This is a genomic window from Streptomyces sp. NPDC058620, assembly GCF_042717135.1.
Lineage (GTDB): Bacteria > Actinomycetota > Actinomycetes > Streptomycetales > Streptomycetaceae > Streptomyces.
On sequence record NZ_JBHXQO010000075.1, the window covers coordinates 1 to 23,607 of the forward strand.

24 protein-coding genes are annotated in these 23,607 nt (G+C 70.6%); 11 read left to right on the forward strand and 13 right to left on the reverse strand.

Annotated features, from left to right (window positions below):
• Positions 1-23: 23 nt before the first annotated feature.
• Positions 24-689, reverse strand: coding sequence for an ABC transporter ATP-binding protein (locus ACFWSK_RS34175; protein WP_383794986.1), 666 nt, complete (start codon positions 687-689; stop codon positions 24-26).
• Positions 686-1,777, reverse strand: a complete 1,092-nt coding sequence (locus ACFWSK_RS34180) for an ABC transporter permease (protein WP_383794989.1) — start codon at positions 1,775-1,777, stop codon at positions 686-688. The genes ACFWSK_RS34175 and ACFWSK_RS34180 overlap by 4 nt, the downstream gene beginning before the upstream one ends.
• Before the next feature lie 110 nt (positions 1,778-1,887).
• On the opposite strand from ACFWSK_RS34180, the gene ACFWSK_RS34185 reads away from it, so the two are divergent.
• Together ACFWSK_RS34185 and ACFWSK_RS34190 are read left to right on the forward strand one after the other, a co-directional pair.
• Entirely contained in the window at positions 1,888-3,084 is a 1,197-nt protein-coding gene (locus tag ACFWSK_RS34185; protein WP_383794992.1) for a sensor histidine kinase, read from the forward strand.
• Positions 3,081-3,713: a response regulator gene (locus tag ACFWSK_RS34190; protein ID WP_383794995.1), complete on the forward strand. Its 633-nt coding sequence runs from the start codon at positions 3,081-3,083 to the stop codon at positions 3,711-3,713. Before ACFWSK_RS34185 ends, ACFWSK_RS34190 begins: the two co-directional genes overlap by 4 nt.
• A gap of 19 nt (positions 3,714-3,732) precedes the next feature.
• Here ACFWSK_RS34190 and ACFWSK_RS34195 read toward each other — a convergent pair whose 3' ends face one another.
• A complete protein-coding gene (locus tag ACFWSK_RS34195; RefSeq protein ID WP_383794998.1) occupies positions 3,733-4,050 on the reverse strand; it encodes a DUF5955 family protein in 318 nt (105 codons plus the stop codon).
• A 191-nt stretch (positions 4,051-4,241) separates the two neighbouring features.
• On the opposite strand from ACFWSK_RS34195, the gene ACFWSK_RS34200 reads away from it, so the two are divergent.
• Entirely contained in the window at positions 4,242-4,847 is a 606-nt protein-coding gene (locus ACFWSK_RS34200; RefSeq protein ID WP_383795001.1) for an NTP transferase domain-containing protein, read from the forward strand.
• Positions 4,848-5,091: 244 nt separating this feature from the next.
• Positions 5,092-6,711, forward strand: coding sequence for a malate synthase A (gene aceB, locus ACFWSK_RS34205; RefSeq protein WP_383795003.1), 1,620 nt, complete (start codon positions 5,092-5,094; stop codon positions 6,709-6,711).
• 313 nt (positions 6,712-7,024) lie between these two features.
• On the opposite strand, the gene ACFWSK_RS34210 is transcribed toward aceB, so the two are convergent.
• Positions 7,025-7,987: a fibronectin type III domain-containing protein gene (locus ACFWSK_RS34210; protein ID WP_383795052.1), complete on the reverse strand. Its 963-nt coding sequence runs from the start codon at positions 7,985-7,987 to the stop codon at positions 7,025-7,027.
• 162 nt (positions 7,988-8,149) lie between these two features.
• On the opposite strand from ACFWSK_RS34210, the gene ACFWSK_RS34215 reads away from it, so the two are divergent.
• Both ACFWSK_RS34215 and ACFWSK_RS34220 read left to right on the forward strand, forming a co-directional pair.
• Positions 8,150-8,755: a TIGR03086 family metal-binding protein gene (locus ACFWSK_RS34215; RefSeq protein ID WP_383795006.1), complete on the forward strand. Its 606-nt coding sequence runs from the start codon at positions 8,150-8,152 to the stop codon at positions 8,753-8,755.
• A 50-nt stretch (positions 8,756-8,805) separates the two neighbouring features.
• Positions 8,806-9,276, forward strand: coding sequence for a MarR family winged helix-turn-helix transcriptional regulator (locus ACFWSK_RS34220; protein WP_383795009.1), 471 nt, complete (start codon positions 8,806-8,808; stop codon positions 9,274-9,276).
• A 175-nt stretch (positions 9,277-9,451) separates the two neighbouring features.
• Here the strand turns inward: ACFWSK_RS34220 and ACFWSK_RS34225 are convergent, their stop codons facing one another.
• Positions 9,452-10,135: an alpha/beta fold hydrolase gene (locus tag ACFWSK_RS34225; protein ID WP_383795012.1), complete on the reverse strand. Its 684-nt coding sequence runs from the start codon at positions 10,133-10,135 to the stop codon at positions 9,452-9,454.
• 64 nt (positions 10,136-10,199) lie between these two features.
• On the opposite strand from ACFWSK_RS34225, the gene ACFWSK_RS34230 reads away from it, so the two are divergent.
• Entirely contained in the window at positions 10,200-11,024 is an 825-nt protein-coding gene (locus ACFWSK_RS34230; RefSeq protein ID WP_383795015.1) for a chitosanase, read from the forward strand.
• 301 nt (positions 11,025-11,325) lie between these two features.
• Positions 11,326-12,201: a chitosanase gene (locus ACFWSK_RS34235; RefSeq protein WP_383795018.1), complete on the forward strand. Its 876-nt coding sequence runs from the start codon at positions 11,326-11,328 to the stop codon at positions 12,199-12,201.
• A gap of 70 nt (positions 12,202-12,271) precedes the next feature.
• Here ACFWSK_RS34235 and ACFWSK_RS34240 read toward each other — a convergent pair whose 3' ends face one another.
• From ACFWSK_RS34240 to ACFWSK_RS34275, 8 genes are all read right to left on the reverse strand, one after another.
• Positions 12,272-13,702, reverse strand: coding sequence for a nucleobase:cation symporter-2 family protein (locus ACFWSK_RS34240; protein ID WP_383795021.1), 1,431 nt, complete (start codon positions 13,700-13,702; stop codon positions 12,272-12,274).
• A 266-nt stretch (positions 13,703-13,968) separates the two neighbouring features.
• Positions 13,969-15,357 carry an 8-oxoguanine deaminase gene (locus ACFWSK_RS34245; protein ID WP_383795025.1) on the reverse strand — a complete coding sequence of 463 codons (1,389 nt, stop codon included), beginning with the start codon at positions 15,355-15,357 and terminating at the stop codon, positions 13,969-13,971.
• A 45-nt stretch (positions 15,358-15,402) separates the two neighbouring features.
• Positions 15,403-16,794, reverse strand: coding sequence for a nucleobase:cation symporter-2 family protein (locus ACFWSK_RS34250; RefSeq protein WP_383795028.1), 1,392 nt, complete (start codon positions 16,792-16,794; stop codon positions 15,403-15,405).
• Positions 16,795-16,862: 68 nt separating this feature from the next.
• Positions 16,863-17,786: a factor-independent urate hydroxylase gene (gene pucL, locus ACFWSK_RS34255; protein ID WP_383795031.1), complete on the reverse strand. Its 924-nt coding sequence runs from the start codon at positions 17,784-17,786 to the stop codon at positions 16,863-16,865.
• A gap of 6 nt (positions 17,787-17,792) precedes the next feature.
• Entirely contained in the window at positions 17,793-18,200 is a 408-nt protein-coding gene (uraH, locus tag ACFWSK_RS34260) for a hydroxyisourate hydrolase (RefSeq protein WP_383795034.1), read from the reverse strand.
• Positions 18,200-18,712, reverse strand: a complete 513-nt coding sequence (gene uraD, locus ACFWSK_RS34265; RefSeq protein ID WP_383795036.1) for a 2-oxo-4-hydroxy-4-carboxy-5-ureidoimidazoline decarboxylase — start codon at positions 18,710-18,712, stop codon at positions 18,200-18,202. The genes uraH and uraD overlap by 1 nt, the downstream gene beginning before the upstream one ends.
• A gap of 155 nt (positions 18,713-18,867) precedes the next feature.
• Positions 18,868-19,245: a helix-turn-helix domain-containing protein gene (locus ACFWSK_RS34270; RefSeq protein ID WP_383795039.1), complete on the reverse strand. Its 378-nt coding sequence runs from the start codon at positions 19,243-19,245 to the stop codon at positions 18,868-18,870.
• A complete protein-coding gene (locus ACFWSK_RS34275) occupies positions 19,242-19,493 on the reverse strand; it encodes a hypothetical protein (RefSeq protein ID WP_383795041.1) in 252 nt (83 codons plus the stop codon). The genes ACFWSK_RS34270 and ACFWSK_RS34275 overlap by 4 nt, the downstream gene beginning before the upstream one ends.
• 391 nt (positions 19,494-19,884) lie before the next feature.
• Between ACFWSK_RS34275 and ACFWSK_RS34280 the strand changes: the two genes are divergently transcribed.
• From ACFWSK_RS34280 to ACFWSK_RS34290, 3 genes are all read left to right on the forward strand, one after another.
• The gene (locus ACFWSK_RS34280; protein ID WP_383795043.1) at positions 19,885-20,724 is read left to right on the forward strand and encodes a TIM barrel protein; all 840 of its coding nucleotides are present in this window, start codon (positions 19,885-19,887) and stop codon (positions 20,722-20,724) included.
• Positions 20,725-20,773: 49 nt separating this feature from the next.
• Positions 20,774-21,667 (forward strand): 2-hydroxy-3-oxopropionate reductase, encoded by an 894-nt coding sequence (locus ACFWSK_RS34285; protein WP_383795046.1) that lies wholly within the window; start codon positions 20,774-20,776, stop codon positions 21,665-21,667.
• Between the two features lie 191 nt (positions 21,668-21,858).
• The gene (locus ACFWSK_RS34290) at positions 21,859-23,316 is read left to right on the forward strand and encodes a catalase (protein ID WP_383795049.1); all 1,458 of its coding nucleotides are present in this window, start codon (positions 21,859-21,861) and stop codon (positions 23,314-23,316) included.
• The last annotated feature ends 291 nt before the right edge of the window (positions 23,317-23,607 follow it).

Consider the following 23,607-nt stretch of genomic DNA (forward strand, 5'->3'; position numbering starts at 1 on the left):
GCGTATCGGGCCCGCCCGGCGTCTCAGGTCAGGCAGCCGTCCCGCATCACGGCCACCCGGTCCATCCGCTCCAGATGGGTCCGGTCGTGCGTGACCAGTACCGTCGCCGTCGACCGCTCCCGGGTCAGGGCGACCAGGAGATCCAGCACCGCCGCGCCCCGTTCGTGGTCGAGCGCGCTCGTCGGTTCGTCGACGAGCAGGAGCGACGGTTCGTTCATGAGGGCCCGCGCGATGTTCACCCGCTGGCGCTGACCGCCCGACAGCTGGTGCGGCCTGCGGTCCGCCTTGTCGGCGAGTCCCACCGCGTCCAGCAGGCCGAGTGCCCGGGCCCGGGCCGACCGTACCGGCCCACCTGACAGATGGGTCATCACCTGGAGCTGCTCCACGGCGGTCAGCGAGGGCAGCAGGTTCGGCTGCTGGAACACGATGCCGATGTGCTCGCGGCGCAGGGCCGCCTTGTCGGCGGGGCCGAGTCCGGCGGTCTGTGTACCGGCCACGACGGCCGTTCCGCTGTCCGGAGTGACGAGGGTGGCAGCCACCGCGAGGAGGCTCGACTTCCCGGAGCCGGACGGTCCGACGACCGCTGTGAGCGAACCTCCGGGGACGTCGAGCGAGACCCGGTCGAGCGCGGTGAGCCGGCCGTCCCCGTCGGGGTAGGTGAGGGTGACGTCGACAAGGGTGAGGGTCATCGGGCACTCCCGAGCGCGGTGAGCGGATCGACGGCGGTGATCCGCCGGATGGACAGGGCCGCCCCGAGCGCCCCGAGGGCGATCATGACGGCCGCCGGTACGAGCACGGTCGCCGCGTCGAGCACGAACGGCACCGTGCCGCCGCCGATCAGGGCGCCGATGCCCGAGGCGAGTGCGGCGCCAAGGCCCGTACCGATCACGAGCACGACCACCGCCTGGCCGAGCGCGTCGCGCAGCAGATACGGCGTGGAGGCGCCCAGCGCCTTGAGTACGGCGACATCACCGGAGCGCTGGATCGTCCATACGGTGAAGAAGGCGCCGATGACCAGGGCGGAGATGGCGAAGAGGAAGCCGCGCATCAGCTGGAGCGAGCCGTTCTCGGCCTGGTAGGAGCCGATCGCGGTGAGGGACTCCCCGACGGTGTGCGTGCTGGTGCCGGCCGCCCTGTCGCCTGCCGCGATGTCCACGTCACCGATGGTGCGCAGCGCGATCACCGTGGCCCGTTCCGCCGTACCGGCGCCCTCGCCGCCGAGCTGTTGCCAGTCGCCGAGCGAGGTCCACACGACCGGCGTATGGCTGTAGGAGGCGTCTCCGGCGACGGCGGCGACGGTCAGTCCGACACCGCCGAGCCGTACCCGGTCACCGACCGCGGCGCCCAGGGCCTCCGCGGCCTTCTCGGACAGTACGGCCTTTCCGGGGCCCGGCCGCACGTCCAGGGGGCCGAGTCCGCCGTCCGGTTCGACGCCGAACGCCGATACGGCGGCGGTGCGCCCGCCCGTGGGCGCGGCGGCGTCGACGGTCCGGATGCCGAGCGGCCGGGCGTCCGCGACACCGGGCCGTTCGGCCCACGTCCGCCAGGCGCGCTCCCTCACGGTCGAATCGGTGAAGGACACCGACCTGCCGTCGGGTGGCGCGGCGAAGGCCAGGCGGTCGGCGTTCAGCCCGGTGACGGCCGAGGTGTTCTCCCTGGCCAGACCGGCCGTGAGCCCCGACAGCAGACCGACGAGCAGCGTGATCAGCACGACGACCGTGCCCATGAGCGCGAAGCGCCCCCTGGCGAACCCTAGATCTCTCCATGCGACGAACATGACTCCAGCCTCACTCCCCCGGCCTGCGGAAACATCGCGCGCTGGAGGGGCGAGACATCAACCTTTCGATTGACCGCCCACCGGCCCCGCGCGTCTACGCTGGACGGACCATGGATTCGCGTTCGCACATGCCGGTCACCGCCGCGCTGCGCCTCTGCCTGCACGGCCTGCTGGCAGGGCTGCTGGCGCTCGTCGCGCTGCGCGCGGCCGGTGACGGAGCCCAGCACGGCACGGCCGTCGTCAGCGTGTCGGCTCTGATGGCGGCCGTGTACACGGCGGGCGTCGTGGCCCCTGCCGTACAGCCGCAGACCCGGGCCGCGGCCCTCTGGCTGACGGCGCTCGGCGCGGTCTGGCTGGCGCTGCTCGCGCTCTCGCCGGACGCGCTGTGGGTGGCGTTCCCCCTCTACTTCCTCCAGTTGCATCTGCTCCCGGTGCGCTGGGCCCTGCCTGCCGTGGCGGTGACCGCGGCGGCCGCGATCGGCGGGTTCGTCCTGCACGGCGAGGAGATCTCGCCCGGCACGTTCATCGGTCCGCTGCTGGGTGCGGCGGTCGCGGTCGCGACGGTCCTCGGTTACGAGGCGCTGTTCCTGGAGAGCGAGCGGCGCCGCGAACTCATCGAGGAGCTGGTCACCACCCGGGAGGAGCTGGCCGTCGCGGAACGCACCGCCGGGACCCTCGCCGAACGTGAGCGGCTGGCCCGCGAGATCCATGACACCCTGGCGCAGGGCCTGTCCAGCATCCAGCTGCTGCTGCGGGCGGCCGAGCGCTCGCTGCCCGCCGACGGGACGGCCACGGCCCATGTCCGTCAGGCCCGTGAGGCGGCCCAGGACAATCTGGCCGAGGCCCGCCGCTTCGTACGCGCCCTGTCCCCGCCGGACCTGGAGCACGGCTCGCTGGCCGCCGCTCTGGAACGCCTCCGCGACCGCACCACCTCCCCCGCCCTCACCGTGCAGTTCGCGGTCAGCGGCACACCGGTGGAGCTGCCCACGCCGTACGAGGTGGCGCTGCTCCGTACCGCACAGTCGGCGCTGGCCAACGCGGTGCAGCACGCCGGGGCGGGGCGGGCGGAGATCACGCTCAGTTTCATGGACACCTCGGTGTCCCTCGACGTCGTCGACGACGGCCGCGGCTTCGAACCGGGCTCCGGGTCCGGCCCGGCCTCCGGGAACGGGGGTTTCGGGCTGCCCGCGACGCGGTCCCGCGCCCGCTCGCTGGGCGGCACCCTGAGCGTCGAGTCGGCGCCGGGCCAGGGCACCGCGGTCGCGGTGACGCTGCCGCTCCCGCACCCCACGGAGGACGCCGCGTGAGTACGCCGATCCGCCTGCTGCTGGCCGACGACCATCCGGTCGTACGGGCGGGACTGCGCGCCGTGCTCGACACCGAACCGGATTTCCGGGTCGAGGCCGAGGCGGCGACCGCCGAGGAGGCTGTGGCCCTCGCCGCGAGGGGCGCGTACGACGTGGTCCTGATGGATCTGCAGTTCGGTGCGGGAATGCACGGCTCGGAGGCGACGGCCGCGATCACCGCGTCCCCGGACGCCCCCCGGGTGCTGATCCTCACCACGTACGACTCCGACGCGGACATCCTGGCCGCGGTGGAGGCGGGCGCGAGCGGCTATCTGCTCAAGGACGCTCCGCCGGAGGAACTGGCGGCAGCGGTCCGCACAGCGGCCGCCGGCCGCTCGGCGCTTGCCCCGGCGGTCGCGCACCGGCTGATGGACCGCATGCGGACGCCGTCGGAGGCCCTGACCAAGCGGGAGCTGGAGGTGCTCCAGCTCGTGGGCGAGGGCCTGTCCAACCAGCAGATCAGCAAGCGGCTGTTCCTGAGTCAGGCGACGGTGAAGTCCCATCTGGTGCACATCTACGCCAAGCTGGGTGTGGATTCGCGCACCTCGGCGGTCGCGGCGGCGACGGCACGCCGTCTGATCCGCCGCTGACCCGGCCCCCCTGCGCGGTTCAGCGGCGCTGCGGCCCCCCGAAGAGGTCCACCGCGATCCGTACCTCCCGGAGCTTGGGAGCCAGAGCGCTGACCGAGCCGATCGCCCCCGCGATCAGCAGCAGCGAGCGGCGCAGCCGGGGGATCTCCGGGGTGCCGCCGGCCGCCATGGCGTCCAGCGCCGCGAGCTCGTCCTCGGCGATCCCGCGGTCCGGGAAGTCCGCGGGATGACCGGCCAGTTCCCGGCGGAGCCGGGAGACGGCCGTACGCAGCTCCGTCACTCTCGGGTCGTCCTCAGCGCTTCCGGTCACCCGCTTCTGCCCCACACTTCGCAACAAAGCACTCCCCCTCGCACGCCTTTGTGCCGGTGTATCGACCAGGCCCCCGAACGGTGGTCAAGTGCCTGGGGTTGTCCGCAAGTTAACGCCCTGAAAGGAGGCGCGCGCCACTCCTTGGACGGAATTGAGGGTGCCCCCTGAGGGTGACGTTTCTTTCGCCTGTGCGAACGGCGCGGTGGTATCCAGGGTCCATGTCTCCTCCATCAGAGAACCCGGTGATCGCCGGTGTCGTGCTTGCCGCAGGTGGCGGCCGCCGGCTGGGCGGCCGGCCGAAGGCGCTCCTCGTCCACCGCGGCCGTCCACTGGTCGAGCACGCCGTTCGGACGCTGCGCGACGGGGGCTGCGGCCCGGTCCATGTGGTGCTGGGCGCGGCGGCCGTAGAGGTGCGGGCGCGGGCCGGTCTGTCCGGCTGCGTGGTGACGGACAACCCTGAGTGGGAGCGGGGCATGGGCTCCTCGCTCAGGGCAGGTCTCGGCTCGCTCGCCGGGACCGGGGCGGACGCGGCGCTGGTGCTCCTGGTCGACCAGCCGGGGATCGGGGCGGATGCGGTGGCCCGGGTGCGGTCGGCGTACCGCGGGCGGTCCAGCCTCGCCGCCGCCTCGTACGACGGGGAACGCGGCCATCCGGTGCTGTTCGGAGCCGAGCGCTGGGCGGACATCGCGGCGGCGGCCGTCGGCGATCAGGGGGCGCGGGCGTATCTGCGGGCGCATCGCGATGCGATCACGCTCGTCGAGTGTTCCGATGTGGCTCAGGCGTACGACATCGACACGGCGGAGGATCTGACACATCTGGAATGAACGGACCGTGCCCGCCGTGGCACGCTGCGCCAGCGGCGTCCCACGTATGTCGACCCGGAGAATCTCGACATCAACAAACCATTGAACTTCCACCATGAGGAAACTACTATCCACTGGTCAGAAGCACTCTGAACCCCAGACGGCGCCCACGGCCGTATCTCGGAGCCCTGGCACGCCGTGCCATTCAGGCGACCCGGCGGCCGTGAGAGGCCGCTCGCACCGCCCGCTGAAGGAGTGACAGCTCATGTCCGCACCAGCGCCGTCCACGCTGGCCATCGTCGATGCCGAGCCCCTGCCCCGGCAGGATGAGGTCCTGACCCCCGCGGCCCTCGCGTTCGTGGCCGAGCTGCACCGGCGGTTCACGCCCCGCCGTGACGAGCTGCTCGTCCGCCGGGGCGAGCGCCGCGCCGAGATCGCCCGCATCTCCACCCTCGACTTCCTCCCGGAGACCGCACAGCTCCGCGAGGACGACTCCTGGAAGGTCGCGCCGGCCCCGGCCGCGCTCAACGACCGCCGGGTGGAGATCACCGGTCCGACCGACCGCAAGATGACCATCAACGCCCTGAACTCGGGCGCCAGGGTCTGGCTCGCCGACTTCGAGGACGCCTCCGCCCCCACGTGGGAGAACGTGATCCTCGGCCAGCTCAATCTGACCGACGCATACAACCGTGCGATCGACTTCACCGACGCCGGGTCCGGCAAGTCGTACGCCCTGAAGCCCGCCGCCGACCTCGCGACGGTCGTCATGCGCCCGCGCGGCTGGCACCTGAACGAGCGTCACCTCCAGCTCGACGGCACCCCGGTGCCCGGTGCGCTGGTCGACTTCGGCCTCTACTTCTTCCACAACGCCCAGCGCCTGATCGACCTCGGCAAGGGCCCGTACTTCTACCTCCCGAAGACGGAGTCGCACCTGGAGGCCCGTCTCTGGAACGACATCTTCGTCTTCGCCCAGGACTACGCCGGCATCCCGCAGGGCACGGTCCGCGCGACCGTCCTGATCGAGACGATCACCGCGGCGTACGAGATGGAGGAGATCCTCTACGAGCTCCGCGACCACGCCTCCGGGCTGAACGCGGGCCGCTGGGACTACCTCTTCTCCATCGTCAAGAACTTCCGTGACGGCGGCTCGAAGTTCGTGCTCCCCGACCGCAACCTGGTCACCATGACGGCCCCGTTCATGCGGGCGTACACCGAACTCCTGGTGCGCACCTGCCACAAGCGCGGCGCCCACGCGATCGGCGGCATGGCGGCCTTCATCCCGTCGCGCCGCGACGCGGAGGTCAACAAGGTGGCGTTCGAGAAGGTCAAGGCGGACAAGGACCGCGAGGCCCACGACGGCTTCGACGGCTCCTGGGTCGCCCACCCCGACCTCGTCCCGATCGCCATGGCCTCCTTCGACGCGGTCCTCGGCGAGAAGCCGAACCAGAAGGATCGCCTGCGCGAGGACGTCTCGGTGGCGCCCGGCGACCTGATCGCCATCGACACCCTGGACGCCAGGCCCACGTACGGGGGCCTCCAGAACGCCGTCGCGGTCGGCATCCGCTACATCGAGGCGTGGCTGCGGGGCATGGGCGCCGTCGCCATCTTCAACCTGATGGAGGACGCCGCCACCGCCGAGATCTCGCGCTCGCAGATCTGGCAGTGGATCAACGCGGACGTGGTCTTCGAGAACGGCGAGCACGCCACGGCGGACCTGGCCCGCAAGGTCGCCGCCGAGGAACTGACCGCCATCCGCGCCGAGATCGGCGACGAGGCGTTCGCCGCCGGCAAGTGGCAGCAGGCCCACGACCTCCTGCTCCAGGTCTCCCTTGACCAGGACTACGCGGACTTCCTGACCCTGCCGGCGTACGAGCAGCTGCGCTGACACCTCTCGCGTACCTGACCGACCGCCCCCGGTGCCGAGCGGCGCCGGGGGCGGCGCCCCGTCACGATGGGCTCGACGTCTGGAAGGTGCCAGGGCGACAAATCCGACCGCTCTCCAGGACGGCCTGTGCTCCCTCGAACTGGGGTCGTTGAGCAGCTATCACGCGTGACGCGTCGGATGCGGAGTACGTCACCGGGAGCGCGGACTGACTGCCGCCGTATGTCAGCGGCGCTGCGCCCACCGCGCCGGCGGAGCGGTGTCCGGCGTGCGCCGGGAGCGCGCTGGACGGCGTCCGACTGCCCGTAGCGCCCCGTCAGCCGGGCAGTACGACCGTGCGCTGCGCGGAGAAGTCGCCCCAGGTGCCGTCGGGCAGTTTGGCGCGGATCTTCAGCGAGTAGCGGGTGCCGGGAAGATCGCCGAGGGTCAGGCGGTAGGTCGCGCGGCCCTTCGGCGGTGTGCCGCCCCAGACGATCGTCGTGGTCATCTTCCCGTTGAGGAAGAGCTGGTACGCGGGGATCTCGCCGCCGGTGTCCGGCTGGTCCCAGGACAGGTCGACGACGGACTCCTCGCCCCCGCCCGTCAAGGACGTCCGCAGACCGGTGGGGGCGGTGCTCGCGGGCGCGCCGGGAGCGGACGCGGTGGTGAGGTCGACGGCGTCGCTGTCCGGCGAGGACTTCTCCGAGGCGTCCCGGGCCCGGACGGTGAACGTGTAGACGGTGCCGGGGCGCAGCCCGCTCAGCCGGGCCGTGGTCTCCGTGCCGGGCACGCTGTGGATACGGGAGTCCTCCTGATAGATGTCGTACGAGGTGACGGCCACGTCGTCCGTGGAGCCGCCCCAGGACAGGGTCGCGGTCCGGCTGCCGTCGGCGGCGCCGCGCAGTTTCACCGGGGCGGTGGGGGCCCGGGTGTCGGAGGGGGCGGGTGCGGGGGTGGTGACCCGCGCGGCGGCGCTCGGCCCGGAGAGGTTTCCGGCGCCGTCGCGTGCCCGGACGGTGAAGGTGTACGCCGTCGCTGCGGTCAGGCCCTCGATGTCGGTCATGCGCTTCGCCGCCGGAACGGAGCCCACCTTCTCGCCCTCGCGGTAGATCTCGTACCCGGTGATCGCCTTGTTGTCGGAGGCACGCTCCCACATGACGTGCACCGAGGTGGCGCTGCCGGCCTGGGCCGTCACCCCGCGGGGGGTCGTCGGTTTCTGCGTATCGGCGGCGGCAGTGCCCGCGCAGGCGGTGAGCGAGGCGAGGAGCAGGGCGGTGGAACAGATCAACACGGCGTGCATGTGGGGGCGTTGCACGGTCCTGCCTTCCCCTTCGGGAGCAATGGTCCAGACCTGTATGCCACGGCATGGGGGTCGGCGACAAGGGGGCCGAACGGAACGTTCCGCAATGTGCCGGTGTGCGGCCCGCGATGAGTTCCGGGCGCCGGGAGGGTCTGAAGAAGTATGGACACGCACAGCACGACCCGACCCGCCCTCGATCTGAAGCCGGCCGCCGAACAGATCCGTGCGCTGCTCGGACCCATCGAGGACCGCCAGCTCAGCGGCCCGACCCCCTGCCCGGACTACGCGGTACGGGAGTTGCTCGCCCATCTCGTCGGGCTGGCCACGGCCTTCCGCGACGCGGGCCGGAAGGATCTGGGGCCCACGACCGACACCGCGCCGGACGCGGCGCTCCCGGTGCTCGGCGAGGACTGGCGCGAGGCGTTGCCGCGCCTGCTCGACGAACTGGTGGCGGCGTGGCACTCCCCCGCCGCCATGGAAGGCATGACCCGGGCGGGCGGCGTGGACCTGCCCGGCGAGGTGGCCGGTCTGGTCGCGCGCAACGAGCTGGTCATTCACGGCTGGGACCTGGCCCGGTCGACCGGGCAGGACTTCCGGGCCGACGAGGCGGACCTGCGCTCGTCGGAGGCACTGCTGGCGCCCGAGGAGGGCGGTCCGGGCAGTTCGGACATCTTCGGGCCACCGGTCCCCGTAGCGGCCGACGCCCCGTTCCTCGACCGGGTGATCGCCCTGAGCGGCCGCAGGCCCGACTGGCGGCCGGGCGACTGACGCCGCTGCGCCGGGCGGGTCCCGGGACCGGCCCGGCGCAGAATGGGTCCATGGGTGAGAACAGGGCTCCGGCCGCCTCCAGGACGCTCGACGACCAGCTGTGCTTCGCGCTGTACTCCGCCTCGCGGGCCGTGACGGCCGCGTACCGGCCGGTCCTCGCGGAGCTGGAGCTGACCTACCCGCAGTATCTGGTGATGCTGGCCCTCTGGGAGCGGCCCGAGCTCCCGATGAAGGAGCTCGGCACCGCGCTCGGCATGGATTACGGCACCCTGTCGCCCCTGCTGAAACGGCTGGAGGCGGCAGGGCTGCTGCGCCGCGAGCGGGAGGCCGGTGACGAGCGGACGCTCACCGTGTCGGTGTCGGAGAAGGGCGCCGCCCTGTACGAGCGGGCGGCGCGGGTGCCGGGTGCCATGGGCCGGAGGTACGGGCTGACGGCGGAGGCGGCCGGGCAGCTCCGCGACCGGCTCAGGGAGCTGAGCGCGAGCCTGGAGCCCGGACCCGGCGAGAAGCCGGGTCCGTGAGGCCCGGCCCGTAGGACCCGGCTCGTAGGACCCTGCTCGTCAGACCCTGCTCGTCAGACCCGGCTCGTAGGACCCTGCTCGTCAGACCCGGCTCTCAAGACCCAGCGAGTGCGGCCCGGCGGGTGAACAGCCCGGCAGGTGAAGAACCCGGGGGGGGAAGATCGGCTCGTGAAGCTCAGCTCGTGAAGAACTCGGTGATCTCATGGGCGACCTGGTCCGCCAGCGTCTCGTGCACGCGGTGGCCCCCCGCGATCGTGATCAGCCGGCAGTCCGGGATCAGGGACGCCATCTCGGACAGCCGTTCCTGCGGCATCGTGCTCGCCGGACCGCCCGAGATGATCATGGTCTGGGCCACGATCTCGCCGAGCCCCTCGGCCCACTCGGGGTCCGGGTCGGTGAGCTGGGCCAGCACCGCGGGGATCACGTTCTCGTCGTAGTCGACCGGCCCCTCGGGGAGCGGCAGCGGGCTCTCCTCGCCGGGGAACGGCGGCGGGGTCTCCACCAGCACCAGCCGCTCCACCCGGTCCGAGTGCTCGTGGGCCAGGAGCTGGGCCACGACACCGCCCATCGAGTGGCCGACCAGGCCGACCCGGTTGAGCTCGCACTCGTCGAGGAAACCGACGACGTCCTCACACATCTGCTCGAACGCGTACTCGTCCGGCCAGTCGCTTTCCCCGTGTCCCCGCAGGTCCAGGGCGTACACCCGCCACTCGGCGCCGAGCAGGCCGCCGAGCGCCTCCCAGTTCGCGGCGGAGCCGCCGAGCCCGTGCAGCAGGACGACCGGCGAGCCGAACGGGTCACCCCAGGTCCGGTACGCCAACCGCACATCGCCGACATCCACAACAGACTGATCTTCCATGCCCCTGACGCTACAGCGCCGGGAGGGCCCCGGGCTCCCACCCCCGGCCTGGCAGGCTTGACGCGTGAAGCACACCGTTCGCTCCCTGGTCGCATCCGCCGTCACCACCGCCGTCGTGGCGGCCGTGGTCCTGACGGGCTGCTCCGGACCCGGCGGGTCCGCCCCCGAGACCGACCTCGACGATCCGGCGAAGAAGCAGCTCGCCATGCAGCTGGTGTCGAGCGCGGAGAACTCCTCGCTCGACTGGAAGGCGCAGTACAAGTACATCGAGGACATCGGTGACGGCCGCGGCTACACCGCGGGCATCATCGGCTTCTGCTCCGGAACCGGCGACATGCTCGCCGTGGTGGAGCGGTACGCGGCGGCCCGGCCCGGCAATCCGCTGGAGCGGTATCTGCCCGCGCTCCGCGCCGTGAACGGCAGCGACGCGCACACGGGACTCGGCCGGCCGTTCACCGAGGCATGGGCGAAGGCCGCATCGGACCCGGCGTTCCGGTCGGCGCAGGACGCGGAACGTGACCACTCCTACTTCGACCCGGCGGTCGAGCGGGCCAAGGGCGACGGCCTCAGCGCGCTGGGCCAGTTCATCTACTACGACGCCTATGTGATGCACGGTCACGGCGACACGGACGGCTCGGTGGGCGTCGCCACGATTCGGCGCGAGGCTCTCGCGAAGGCCGATCCGCCCGAGCGGGGCGGTGACGAGGAGACGTATCTCCACGCCTTCCTCGACGCCCGCGTGGCCGCCATCCACAAGGAGCCCTCCCACACCGACACCAGTCGCGTGGAGACCGCCCAGCGGGTGTTCGTACGCGAAGGCAAACTCCAGTTGGAGACTCCGCTGCGGTGGCGGGTGTACGGCGAGACCTACCGCGTCGACGGTCACTGAACCCTCTGGGGACGGGCGCACGGAGCACCGGCCCAGGGGGTGTGGCCGCCGGTCTCGGCCTGGCGGCAGGCCCATCCGCGGTAGCCGCCGACAGCACGCCCCCACGGCGTCGGCGCAAGCGCCGCAGCTGGGCCTCCGACTCCGGCCCCGCACCGCGCCTCCGCGCGCGGTGCGGGGCCTTTGCGATGCCGGACGGATTATCGGTTCATCTTCGGCGCGGGGGGTGTACCGCTCGCCCCCACTCTGATAGTAAAGCTTCCTAACAGACGAAGGGCACGACGAACTCCCCACTGGAGGACAGGTGCACAACCCCCATAACGGCACCGTACGTCGCACCACCCGACTCATCCGCCCGGCCGGCTTCGCCGTCCTGGCACTCGGACTTACACTCACGGCGACTCCCATGACCGCCTACGCCGACGACGCCCCCACCACCGTGTCGGCCGCACACCACCAGGAGGCCGCCGCGACCGGGCTCGACGATCCCGCGAAGAAGGACATCGCGATGCAGCTGGTGTCCAGCGCCGAGAACTCCTCGCTGGACTGGAGGGCGCAGTACAAGTACATCGAGGACATCGGTGACGGCCGTGGCTACACCGCGGGCATCATCGGCTTCTGCTCCGGCACCGGCGACATGCTCGACCTGGTCGAGCTGTACACGCAGCGCAAGCCCGGCAACGTCCTCGCGAAGTACCTGCCCGCCCTGCGCGAGGTGGACGGCACCGACTCCCACGACGGGCTCGACCCGGGCTTCACGAGGGACTGGGCGAAGGCCGCATCCGACTCCGCCTTCAAGCAGGCGCAGAACGACGAGCGCGACCGTGTCTACTTCGACCCGGCCGTCAAACGCGGCAAGGCCGACGGGATCGGCACCCTCGGGCAGTTCGCGTACTACGACGCTCTCGTCATGCACGGCGACGGCGGCGACAGCGCGAGCTTCGGCTCCATCCGCAAGAGGGCCCTCTCGAAGGCGAAACCGCCGTCGCGGGGCGGCAACGAGGTGACGTACCTCAACGCGTTCCTGGACGCCCGGGTCTGGGCCATGAAACAGGAAGAGGCCCACTCGGACACCAGCCGGGTGGACACCGCCCAGCGGGTCTTCCTGAAGAAGGGCAACCTGAACCTGGACCCGCCGCTCGACTGGAAGGTGTACGGCGACAGCTTCCACATCGGCTGATCCCGGCCCCGTCACACCTGTGGCGCGTACGGCAGGTGCCGTACGCGCCACAGCGCGGTGCGGGGAGTGGTCAGTGCACGGCCACCGGGGCCACCCCCTTCGAGGCGGGCTCCGGGCCCGGCGCCTCCTCCGCCTCCGGGTCGCCGTCCGCGTCCGGCCTGCGGCCGACGTGGTTGAAGGCCAGGTTGAGGAGGATCGCCACCACGCAGCCCGTGGAGATGCCCGAGTCGAGGACGACGAGCAGGTCCTCCGGGAACGCGTGGTAGAACTGCGGCGCGGCGATCGGGATCAGGCCGATGCCGACGGCCGCCGCGACGATCAGGGCGTTCTCGCCCTTCTCCAGGGCGGCGGTCGCCAGGGTCTGGATGCCGCTCGCGGCGACCGAGCCGAACAGCACGATGCCGGCGCCGCCGAGCACCGGCAGCGGCACGATCGCGATGACGGACGCGGCGACCGGGACGAGTCCGAGCACGATCAGGATGCCGCCGCCCGCGGCGACGACGAACCGGCTGCGGACCTTGGTCATCGCGACGAGACCGATGTTCTGAGCGAACGCGCTGCACATGAAGCCGTTGAACAGCGGGCTGACGGCACTGCCGAGGGTGTCGGCGCGCAGGCCGCCCTCGATGGTCCGCTCGTCCGCCGGACGGCCGACGATCCGGCCGAGGGCGAGCATGTCCGCGGTGGACTCGGTCATGCAGACCAGCATCACGATGCACATCGAGATGATCGCGGCGATCTCGAACTGCGGCGCGCCGAAGGCGAACGGAGTGGGGAAGCCGACCACGTCGGCGTCCTTGATCGGGCTGAAGTCGGTGATGCCGACCGGGATCGCGATCAGTGTGCCGATGACCAGGCCGAGCAGGATCGCGATCTGCTGGAGGAAGCCGCGCAGGAGTTTGCGCAGGGCGAGCACGATCGCGAGGGTGGCGGCGGCCATGGTGATGTTGGTCATCGAACCGTAGTCGTCCGCCGTGGAGCTGCCGCCCTGGGACCAGTTGAAGGCGACCGGCAGCAGCGAGACACCGATCAGGGTGATCACGGTGCCGGTGACCACGGGCGGGAAGAAGCGGACCAGTTTGCAGAAGTACGGCGCGAGGACGAATCCGAGGAGGCTCGCGACGATGATCGCGCCGAAGATGACGGCGATCCCTTCGTGGCCCCGGTCCTTACCGATCGCCACCATCGGCGTCACACCGGCGAACGACACTCCGTTGACGAACGGCAGCCGGGCGCCTATGCGCCAGAAACCGAGGGTCTGGAGCAGGGTGGCTATGCCCGCGGTGAAGAGGCTCGCCCCCATCAGGAAGGCGGTCTCCTTTGCGGTGAGGCCCACGGCCGGCCCCACGATCATGGGCGGGGCGACCACCCCGGCATACATGGCGGCCACGTGCTGGAGACCGCTGGTGAACATCCTCAGGGGCGGGAGGGTTTCGTCGACCGGGTGCCTCCGGTCGGTTCCTGCGACTGCTTCATTGCGAAACCTGGGCTTAGCGGCCACGGCGGTTCCTCCGGTCGGGTACACGTCGTCGGCGACGTGGGTGTCAGGGAGGTGGTGCGGAGTGGTGCGTTGGTGCAGGTGCTTCGTTGCGAGTGCTTCGTGATGCGGGTGGGGTGCCCGGGCAGCGTTCATCACCGGTCCGGAGGGCGCGCACGCAGGGTGCGCGCCCTTCGGACCGGCTGCCGTGGACCCCGCTCGGGTCCACGGCGGCCGGACGAGGGCCGTCCCCCTCGGCCGGCCGGTTCATGGGGTGTCGTCGCCCGGTGTCAGGCTCCGGCGGCGATCTGCGCGAGGCGGCGGGCCTCGTCGCGGGTGTCACGTGCGATGGCGTCCTCGTCCGCCGTGACCAGGTGGTTGCCCTCGACGACCGGCTTCCCGTCTACGAGGGAGAGCGTGACGGGGGCCGCGGCGCCGAAGACGAGTGCGGTCACCGGGTCGGCGATGGAGGCGTGGGCGAGGGTGTCCAGCTTCCACAGGACGAGGTCGGCGAGCTTGCCAACCTCCAGGGAGCCGATCTGGTCGGCGCGGCCGAGGACCTGGGCGCCGCCGTACGTACCGAGCCGCAGGGCCTGGCGTGCGTTCAGGGCCTTCTCGCGATGGGCGCCGAGGCGGTTGATGAGGAGGGCGTTGCGCAGTTCGGTGTGGAGTTCACCGGACTCGTTGGATGCCGTGCCGTCGACGCCGAGGCCGACCGGGATGCCGGCGGCGAGCATGTCGGGCACCCGGGCGATGCCCGCGGCGAGGCGGGCGTTGGAGGACGGGCAGTGCGCGACGCCCGTTCCCGTACGGGCGAACGCGGCGATGTCGGAGTCGTTCATGTGGACGCAGTGCGCCATCCACACGTCGTCGCCGAGCCAGCCGGTCGACTCGAAGTAGTCGGTCGGCCCCATCCCGAACAGCTCCTTGCAGAACTGCTCCTCCTCGACGGTCTCCGAGCCGTGGGTGTGCAGCCTCACGCCCTTGCGTCGCGCCAACTCCGCGCCCTGCTTGAGCAGTTCGGTCGAGATGGAGAACGGGGAGCAGGGCGCGACGGCGATCTGCGTCATCGAGTCGAACGAGGCGTCGTGGTGGGCGTCGACGGTCGCCTCGGTGCCCGCGAGTGCGCCTTCGAGCGTCTCGACGGCGAAGTCCGGCGGCAGCCCGCCGTCCTTCACACTGCGGTCCATGGACCCGCGGGCGAGGGTGAACCGCACGCCCATGTCGCGTGCCGCGCCGATGATGGCGCCTGAGAGGTCGCCGGAGCCCTTCGGGAAGACGTAGTGGTGGTCCATCGCGGTGGTGACACCGCCGCGCGCCATCATGGCGAGCGAGCCCTGAGCCGCGGCGCGGACCATCGGCTCGTCGATGCGCGCCCAGGTCGGGTAGAGCGCGACCAGCCAGTCGAAGAGGTTGTGGTCGGTCGCGATCCCGCGGGTGATCCACTGGTAGAAGTGGTGATGGGTGTTGATCAGGCCGGGCGTGACGAGGTGTCCGGTGCCGTCGATGCGGCGCACGACGCCGGCGAGGCCCTCCGGCGCCTTGCCCGCGCCGACGGACTCGATGCGGTTGCCCGCCACGACGACGTGTCCCGAGGCGTACTCGGTGTCGTGGGCGTCGACGGTCGCGATCGAACAGTTCTCGATGACGATGCGCTGAGGGTCTGCCGAAGCTGCCATGGTGCTTCCTTCTTCTCTCATCGGCGATGCGGGCACGGCAGGACCCTAGGAGGATTTGAGTGCCACAGCGGTGCGGCTGTGGGTGCCGAGATGGTGGAAGAACAGGTTGAGCAGGACCGCTACGAGCGCTCCCGCACTGATTCCGGAGCCGAGCACCGTCTGTGCCCAGGAGGGGAATCCCGCGTAGGAGGCGGGCGCGGCGAGCGGGACGATGCCCGCGCCGAGCGCCACCGCGACGAGGATGATGTTGGAGCTGTCGTCGAGTCCGGCTTCGGAGAGCGTGCGTATGCCGCTCACCGCGATGGAGCCGAAGAGGACGATTCCGGCGCCGCCGAGCACGGGCATCGGGACGAGCGAGACGACGGCGCCGAGCACCGGGAACGCTCCGAGGACCAGCAGGGCGCCGCCCGCCGCGGCGACGACGTAGCGGCTGCGTACCTTCGTCAGCGAGACGACGCCGACGTTCTGGGCGAAGGCACTCGTCGGGAAGCCGCCGAACACCGGACCGAGCAGGGTGGCGATGCCGTCCGTGCGCAGGCCGCGGGTGATGGTGCGGCCGTCGGTGGGCCGCTCGCAGATCTCGCCGAGCGCCAGCATGCCGGCGGAGGACTCCGTCATCAGCACCAGCATGACGATGCAGAGGGAGAGCATCGCGGCGGGCTGGAACTCGGGGGCGCCGAAGGCGAAGGGAGTGGGCAGGGCGGCGAGGGGCGCGGACTTCAGCGCGGAGAAGTGGGCGAGTCCGAACGGGATCGCGGCCAGGGTTCCGATGAACATGCCCATGAGCAGGGCGACTTGCTTGACGAAGCCACGTCCGAAGCGCTGGATGAGCAGGATGACGGCGAGCGTGAAGGCGGCCAGCGCGAGGTACTTCATGGCGCCGAAGTCGGCTGCGTTCTGGTCACCGCCCTGCGCCCAGGCGACCGGGACGGGCATCAGGGTGACACCGATGAGCGTGATGACGACGCCGGTGACGAGCGGCGGGAAGAAGCGCAGCAGCCGTCCGAAGAACGGTCCGAGTGCCAGGCAGAAGACTCCCGCGACGAGGACCGCCCCGTAGATCTGCGGGAGTTGGTGGCCGGGGACGCTGGTCTCGGCGATGGCGAGCATCGGGGCGATGCCGGCGGAGGAGGCGGCGTTGACGAACGGCAGGCGGTTTCCCGCGAAGCCGCCGGCGCCGAGCGCCTGCAGGAGGGTGGCGAGTCCGGCGATCAGCAGGCTCGCCGCGATCAGCTGGGTCATGCCGGCCGTGTCGAGGCCCACGGCCTGGCCGATGATCAGCGGAGGGGTGACGACGCCCGCGTACATGGCGGCGATGTGCTGGAGTGCGGCGGGGAAGAGCCGCGAGGCGGGAAGCTTTTCGTCGACCGGATGCACGGAGCTCTCCGGCCATGCGGAACACGGGCCTTCTGCCGGCCCCGTTGCGGGCTGTGCCATGGGATGGTCCCTCCGGGATGACCGGCCCGCGCCCGCTGTGGACGGGCGGGGGCCGGTTCAGTGCCGCGTCAGAGGTTGGTCATGTCGACGGGGATCTTCGGCTCGACGCCGTCCCGGAGCACGGTCGCCTCGATGAGGCCGTACGGGCGGTCCGCCGCGAAGTACACCTCGTTGTCGTTCTTGAGGCCGAACGGCTCCAGATCCACCAGGAAGTGGTGGTTGTTCGGCAGCGAGAAGCGGATCTCGTCGATCTCGCTGCGGCTGTTGATGACCCGCGAACCCATTTGGTACAGGGTCTGCTGGAGCGACAGGGAGTACGTCTCGGCGAACGCCTGCAGGATGTGCTTCTTCGCCTGCTCGTACGACTTCTCCCAGTGGGGCATCCGCTGGTCGTCGCTCGTCCAGTTGTAACGCCAGGCGGCCGACACGTCGGTGCACAGGACGCGGTCGTACGCCTCCTTGAGCGTCGTGTACTTGTCCTTGACGTAACCCCAGAACTCCGAGTTGGTGGAGTTCATGACGGTGAGGTCCCGGAGACCGGAGATGATCTCCCACTTCTCGCCGTCGAAGGTGACCTGGGTGGTGCGCAGCTCCTGTCCCTTGCGGGCGAAGGAGTGGTTGACCTCGTCGGCTCCGATGAACTTCGAGTTGCCGTCCGAGGTCGCGATGCGCTCCCAGGCGTACTCCTCGATCCGGATGCGTGCGACCTTGATCGGCTCCTGCGAGGTCACGAAGTGCCGGGCGAGGTGGATGCCGAACTGTTCGGCGGACTCGATGCCGTACTCCTTGGCGAACGCGTACACCGTGTTCTTGGTGGTGTCCGTCGGCAGGACGTTGGCGTTGGAGCCGGAGTAGTGGACGTCGTCCATGTCGCCGGAGAGGGCGACGGAGACGTTCAGGTCCTTGATGTGGTGGGTGTCGCCGTCCCGCGTGATCCTGACGACGCGGTTCTCTGCTTTGCCGTACTGGTTCTGGCCGAGAATCGTGGGCATTGTCTGCTAGCTCCCTCGGTAAACGGAGTAGCCGAACGGGTTGAGCAGCAGCGGTACGTGATAGTGCTCGCCCGGACGGACGGCGAAGGTGATCGCCACTTCCGGGAAGAACGCACCGCTGTCCCTTACGCGGGGGGCGTCCTGCTGCGCCTCGGCTTGCTGGTTGTCCGCACTGTCGTTCCTGACGAAGTACGCCTCGACCTCGAAGTCGAGGCGTACGTGGGTCGTGCCCTCCGGCAGCGCCGGCAGGTCCTTGCAGCGCCCGTCCGCGTCGGTGGCGGACCCGCCCAGTGCCGTCCATCCGGCGTCGGGGCCGCTGCGGGCCGCGAGCGAGATGGCGACACCCTCGGCGGGGCGTCCGATGCTGGTGTCCAGGATGTGCGTGGACACCGAAGCCGTGGTGGCGGTGCTCATCAGTCCTTGTCCTCTTCCACGAGACGGGTCAGCCGGATGCGGTTGATCCTGCCCAGTTCGGTGCGCACGATCTCGCGCTCCTGCTCGGGCGAGTTCTCGATCCGGGTCTTCACCGCGTCGCGCATCTGCTCACCGGTGGCACCGGTGGCGCAGATCAGGAAGACATGTCCGAACCGCTCCTGGTAGGCCAGGTTCAGTTCGAGCATCTCGTCCCTGAGTTCCTCGGAGGCGCCGGCCATGCCCCGCTGTTCGCGGGAGGAGGTCGGGTCCCCGGGCTTCGGGCGGCCGATCGGTGGATGACCGGCCATGGCTTCGCCCAGATCCTCCGCGGAGAGCTCGGCCATCGCGGCGTCGCTCGCGGAGAGAAGGGCTTCCACCGTGTCGTACGGGCGCCGGGAGAGGATGACGCTTCCCCAGGCCGCACTGGCACACACCTCGTGCAGCGCGGCGGTGGCCTCGCTGCCCGCCAGAGTGTTGAACCGGGCGAGGCCCGGCGTCGAGCTCGAAGTCACGGGAGCCTCCGTGGCTGTTCTTCGCTGTGCGTTGTTCGGGCTGCGGATAGCTAACGCCCTCCGCAACACGACGTCAACACTTTGTTGAAATCTCGCGAACGGAGAAAGCCGCCGTCCCGGCATCCGGACGGCGGCTTTCCTCGCGCTTGGCTCAACTACTCAGCCTTGGCGGCATTTTCCCGGTTCAGGTAGTTGTAGACGGTGAAGCGGCTGACTCCCAGAGCGCCCGCCACCGTCTCCACACCATGCCGTACGGAGAAGGCACCGCGTGCCTCCAGGGTCCGCACGACCGACTGCTTCGTCTTGCGGTCCAGGTCACAGAGCGGCATGCCGTGCCTCCGCTCCATCGCGGCCAGGATGTGGTCGAGCGAGTCGGAGAGCTGCGGCAGCCGTACGGCTATGACGTCCTCCCCCTCCCAGGCGAGCACCACGTCGTCGTCCGCCGCCTGCCCGGGGGCCAGCAGCTCCGCGCCCATCGCGTCGACCAGCGGCTTCACCGCGCTGACCAGGGGGTGGTCCGCAGGTTCGGTCACTGCGCGTCCTCCGCGATCACATTGACCTGGAGGGACACCCGGGTGGCGCCGGAAGCCAGGGCCTTGCGCACCAAGGAGTCCACCGCGGTGAGCACCTGGTCCGCGCCCCCTTCGGCGGTGTTGCCGAAGGGACCCACATCCACGGCGTCCAGTTCGGCCGTCTGGATGACCTCGCGGGCAACCACCGCGTGGGCGGGCGCCTCGTCCAGGTCGAAGGGCTCGGTGGTGAATTCCACCCTCAAGCGCACTGTGCCTCCCTCATGTTCTCGTCGCGGTGGTCTGCTCCGCGGCTCGGCCACGACCTTAGCCGCCGCGGCCGGGGCCGTGACCGGGCCGGGCAGGGTGGCGGCCGCGGACAGGGCGGCCCCGCCGGCGCTGCCCCGATCAGGCCGCGGCGGCCGACGGCGTGGGTCATACGAGCACCTCGCGGGGTCGGCTGCGTCGGCCGGTGACAGCCACCCCCGTACGCCGTGGGGCCCCGGGGGCAAGGGCGCCGGTGGCCGCGTCACCCGATCCGTCGACAGCGCCCCGGACCGGCCCGGATTTCGGGCACCCCCTTGACAGCCTCGCCACCCGTTGGGCAATCTTCCGTTAAGCAGAAACTAACTTCCGCAATACGGAAGGAGCGCCGAACCCATCATGGGACACCCGGACCAGCGCTTCGATGTAAACCTTTCGATCCTCTTCACGGAACTCCCGCTCCTGGAGCGTCCCGCGGCCGCCGCCGCGGCGGGCTTCACGGCGGTCGAGCTGTGGTGGCCCTGGATCGAGACCCCCACCCCCGAGCAGGCCGAGCTCGACGCCCTGAAGAAGGCGCTCGACGAGGCCGGCACCCGGTTGGTGGGGCTGAACTTCTACGCGGGACAGCTGCCCGGCCCCGACCGCGGCGCGCTCTCCGTGCCCGGCACGGAGTCGGACCGCTTCCGCGCCAACATCGAGGTGGCGGCCGGCTTCGCCGCCTCGGTCGGCTGCAAGGCGCTCAACGCGCTGTACGGCAACCGCGTCGACGGCGTGGACCCGGCCGCGCAGGACGAACTCGCCCTGGAGAACCTGGCCCTGGCCGCCCGCGCGGCGGACCGGATCGGGGCGGTGCTCCTGATCGAGACCCTGAACCGGCCGGAGTCGCCGCACTACCCGCTGGTGAGCGCACCGGCCGGTATCGAGGTCGTCGACAAGGTCAACGCGGCGACGGGTCTCGGGAACGCGAAGTTCCTGCTCGACCTGTACCACCTGTCCATGAACGGCGAGGACCTCAGCCAGGTGATCAAGGCGTACGCCGGGAAGACCGGCCACGTCCAGATCGCCGACAACCCGGGGCGCGGCGCGCCCGGCACCGGCTCGCTCCCGCTGGAGCGGCTCCTCGACGAGCTGTCCGAAGCCGGTTACGACGGCTGGGTCGGCCTGGAGTACAAGCCGGGCGGCCCGCCGAGCGCCGAGTCGTTCGCGTGGCTCCCGGCAGAGGCCCGGGCGGCCCGCTGAGGGGCGCCGGACTCCCCCTCGTACACCCGCTTTTCAGGAAGGCACCCTCATGAGCAACAACCTCCCCAAGGTCGCGTGGATCGGGCTCGGCATCATGGGCTCCCCCATGTCCGAGAACCTGGTGCAGGCCGGGTACGACGTCACCGGTCACACCCTGGAACAGGACAAGGTCGACCGGCTGGTCGCGGCGGGCGGCAAGGGCGCGTCCTCGGTCGCCGAGGCGGTCAGGGACGCCGATGTCGTCATCACGATGGTGCCCGCGTCCCCGCACGTCGAGGCCATCGCCTACGGCCCCGAGGGCATCCTGGAGAACGCCAGGGAAGGCGCCCTGCTGATCGACATGTCCTCGATCACCCCGCAGACCTCCGTCGACCTCGCGAAGAACGCGAAGGACAAGGGCATCCGCGTCCTGGACGCCCCGGTGTCCGGTGGCGAGGCCGGTGCCGTCGAGGCCGTCCTGTCGATCATGGTCGGCGGTGAGCAGGCCGACTTCGACGCCGCGCAGCCGATCCTGCGGGCACTCGGGAAGACCATCGTGCTCTGCGGTCCGCACGGCTCCGGCCAGACGGTGAAGGCGGCCAACCAGCTGATCGTCGCGGTCAACATCCAGGCGTGCGCCGAGGCCGTGGTCTTCCTGGAGAAGTCCGGCGTCGACCTCGCCGCCGCCCTCGACGTCCTCAACGGCGGACTGGCCGGCTCCACCGTCCTGACCCGCAAGAAGGACAACTTCCTCAAGCGGGACTTCGCGCCGGGCTTCCGGATCGACCTGCACCACAAGGACATGGGCATCGTCACGGACGCCGCCCGCAACGTCGGCGCCGCGCTGCCCGTCGGCGCCGTCGTGGCCCAACTGGTCGCCTCCCTGCGTGCGCAGGGTGACGGCGGCCTGGACCACTCGGCCCTGCTCCGCTCCGTCGAGCGTCTCTCCGGCGCGCAGGTCTGACATCCCGCCCCCTCACCGGGGCCCCCGAACTCCGGGTCGTGGTGGCGCTGACACCTGTCCTGTCGCGCCCAGGCGTCACCGCGGCCCGGAACCACATACTTCGATTTCAACAAACTGTTGACGTTCTGTTCACTGCGAACCTACGCTCCTCAAGCCGTCAGCAGCTCCAGCATGGAAGGTCATCCCGCCACATGGCTAAGCGTGTGCTTACGACCGAGTCAGGCGCCCCGGTCGCCGACAACCAGAACTCCGCCACCGCCGGTGCGGGCGGGCCGATCCTTCTGCAGGACCAGCATCTGCTGGAGAAGCTCGCCCGCTTCAACCGTGAGCGCATCCCGGAGCGCGTGGTCCACGCCCGCGGTTCCGGTGCGTACGGCTACTTCGAGGTGACGGACGACGTCACCGGCTTCACCCGCGCCGACTTCCTCTCCGAAGTGGGCCGCCGCACCGCGACGTTCATCCGCTTCTCGACGGTCGCCGACTCGCTGGGCGGCGCCGACGCCGTACGCGACCCGCGCGGCTTCGCCCTCAAGTTCTATACGGACGAGGGCAATTACGACCTGGTCGGCAACAACACCCCGGTGTTCTTCATCAAGGACCCGATCAAGTTCCCCGACTTCATCCACTCGCAGAAGCGCGACCCGTTCACGGGCCGGCAGGAGCCGGACAACGTCTGGGACTTCTGGGCGCACGCCCCCGAGGCGACGCACCAGGTGACCTGGCTGATGGGCGACCGGGGCATCCCCGCCTCGTACCGCCACATGAACGGCTACGGCTCGCACACGTACCAGTGGACGAACGCGCAGGGTGAGGCGTTCTTCGTCAAGTACCACTTCAAGACGAACCAGGGTGTCCGTTCGCTCTCCGCCGAGCAGGCCGCGGAGCTCGTGGGCAAGGACGCCAACTCGCACCAGACGGACCTGCTCCAGGCCATCGAGCGCGGGGTGAACCCGTCCTGGACGCTGTACGTGCAGGTCATGCCGGCGGCGGAGGCGGCGGACTACCGCTTCAACCCGTTCGACCTCACCAAGGTGTGGCCGCACGGTGACTATCCGCTCCAGCGGGTGGGCCGGCTGGTCCTGGACCGCAACCCGGACAACGTGTTCGCCGAGGTCGAGCAGGCGGCGTTCTCCCCGAACAACTTCGTGCCCGGCATCGGTCCCTCGCCGGACAAGATGCTCCAGGGCCGGCTGTTCGCCTACGCGGACGCCCACCGGTACCGCCTGGGCGTCAACCACACCCACCTGCCGGTCAACGCCCCGAAGGCGGCCCCCGCGGACAACTACGGGCGGGACGGCCTGATGGCCACCCGCAACGGTTCGCGCCACGACAAGAACTACGAGCCCAACTCGTACGCGGGTCCGGCGCAGACCGACGCGGCGCTCTCGGCCCCGCTCGCCGTCCACGGCTGGACCGGCACGCACGAGGCGCCCGCCCACACCAAGGACGACGACTTCTTCCAGGCGGGTGAGCTGTACCGGCTCATGTCCGAGGACGAGAAGAGCCGTCTGATCGCCAACATCGCGGGCGGCCTGTCGCAGGTCACGCGCGACGACGTGATCGAGAAGAACCTCGCCCACTTCCACGCCGCCGACACCGACTACGGCAAGCGCGTGGAGGAGGCCGTCCGCGCCCTGCGCGAGGACTGAGCCTCCACCCCATGAACCCTGCCCGTGCCCGTGTACCCGGATGAGGGGTTGTACGCGGCGCGGGCAGGACGAGGCCGCGGTGGCTGCGCGATGCCAGTGCGGTGGTGAAGGTTCCGGTGCGCGTCCGCTGACCTGAAGCGGGCGCCCGCGCCGGGCCGATCGCCGCTGCCGCGGCCCCTGTTCGCCCGATTGCCGGGGCGCGGATTACGGACACGGTCCCGTACTCCGCGCCCCTTTCCTTGTGTCCTCGATCGCCGGACGGGCTCGGTGGTGCGGGCCGGACAGCACCAC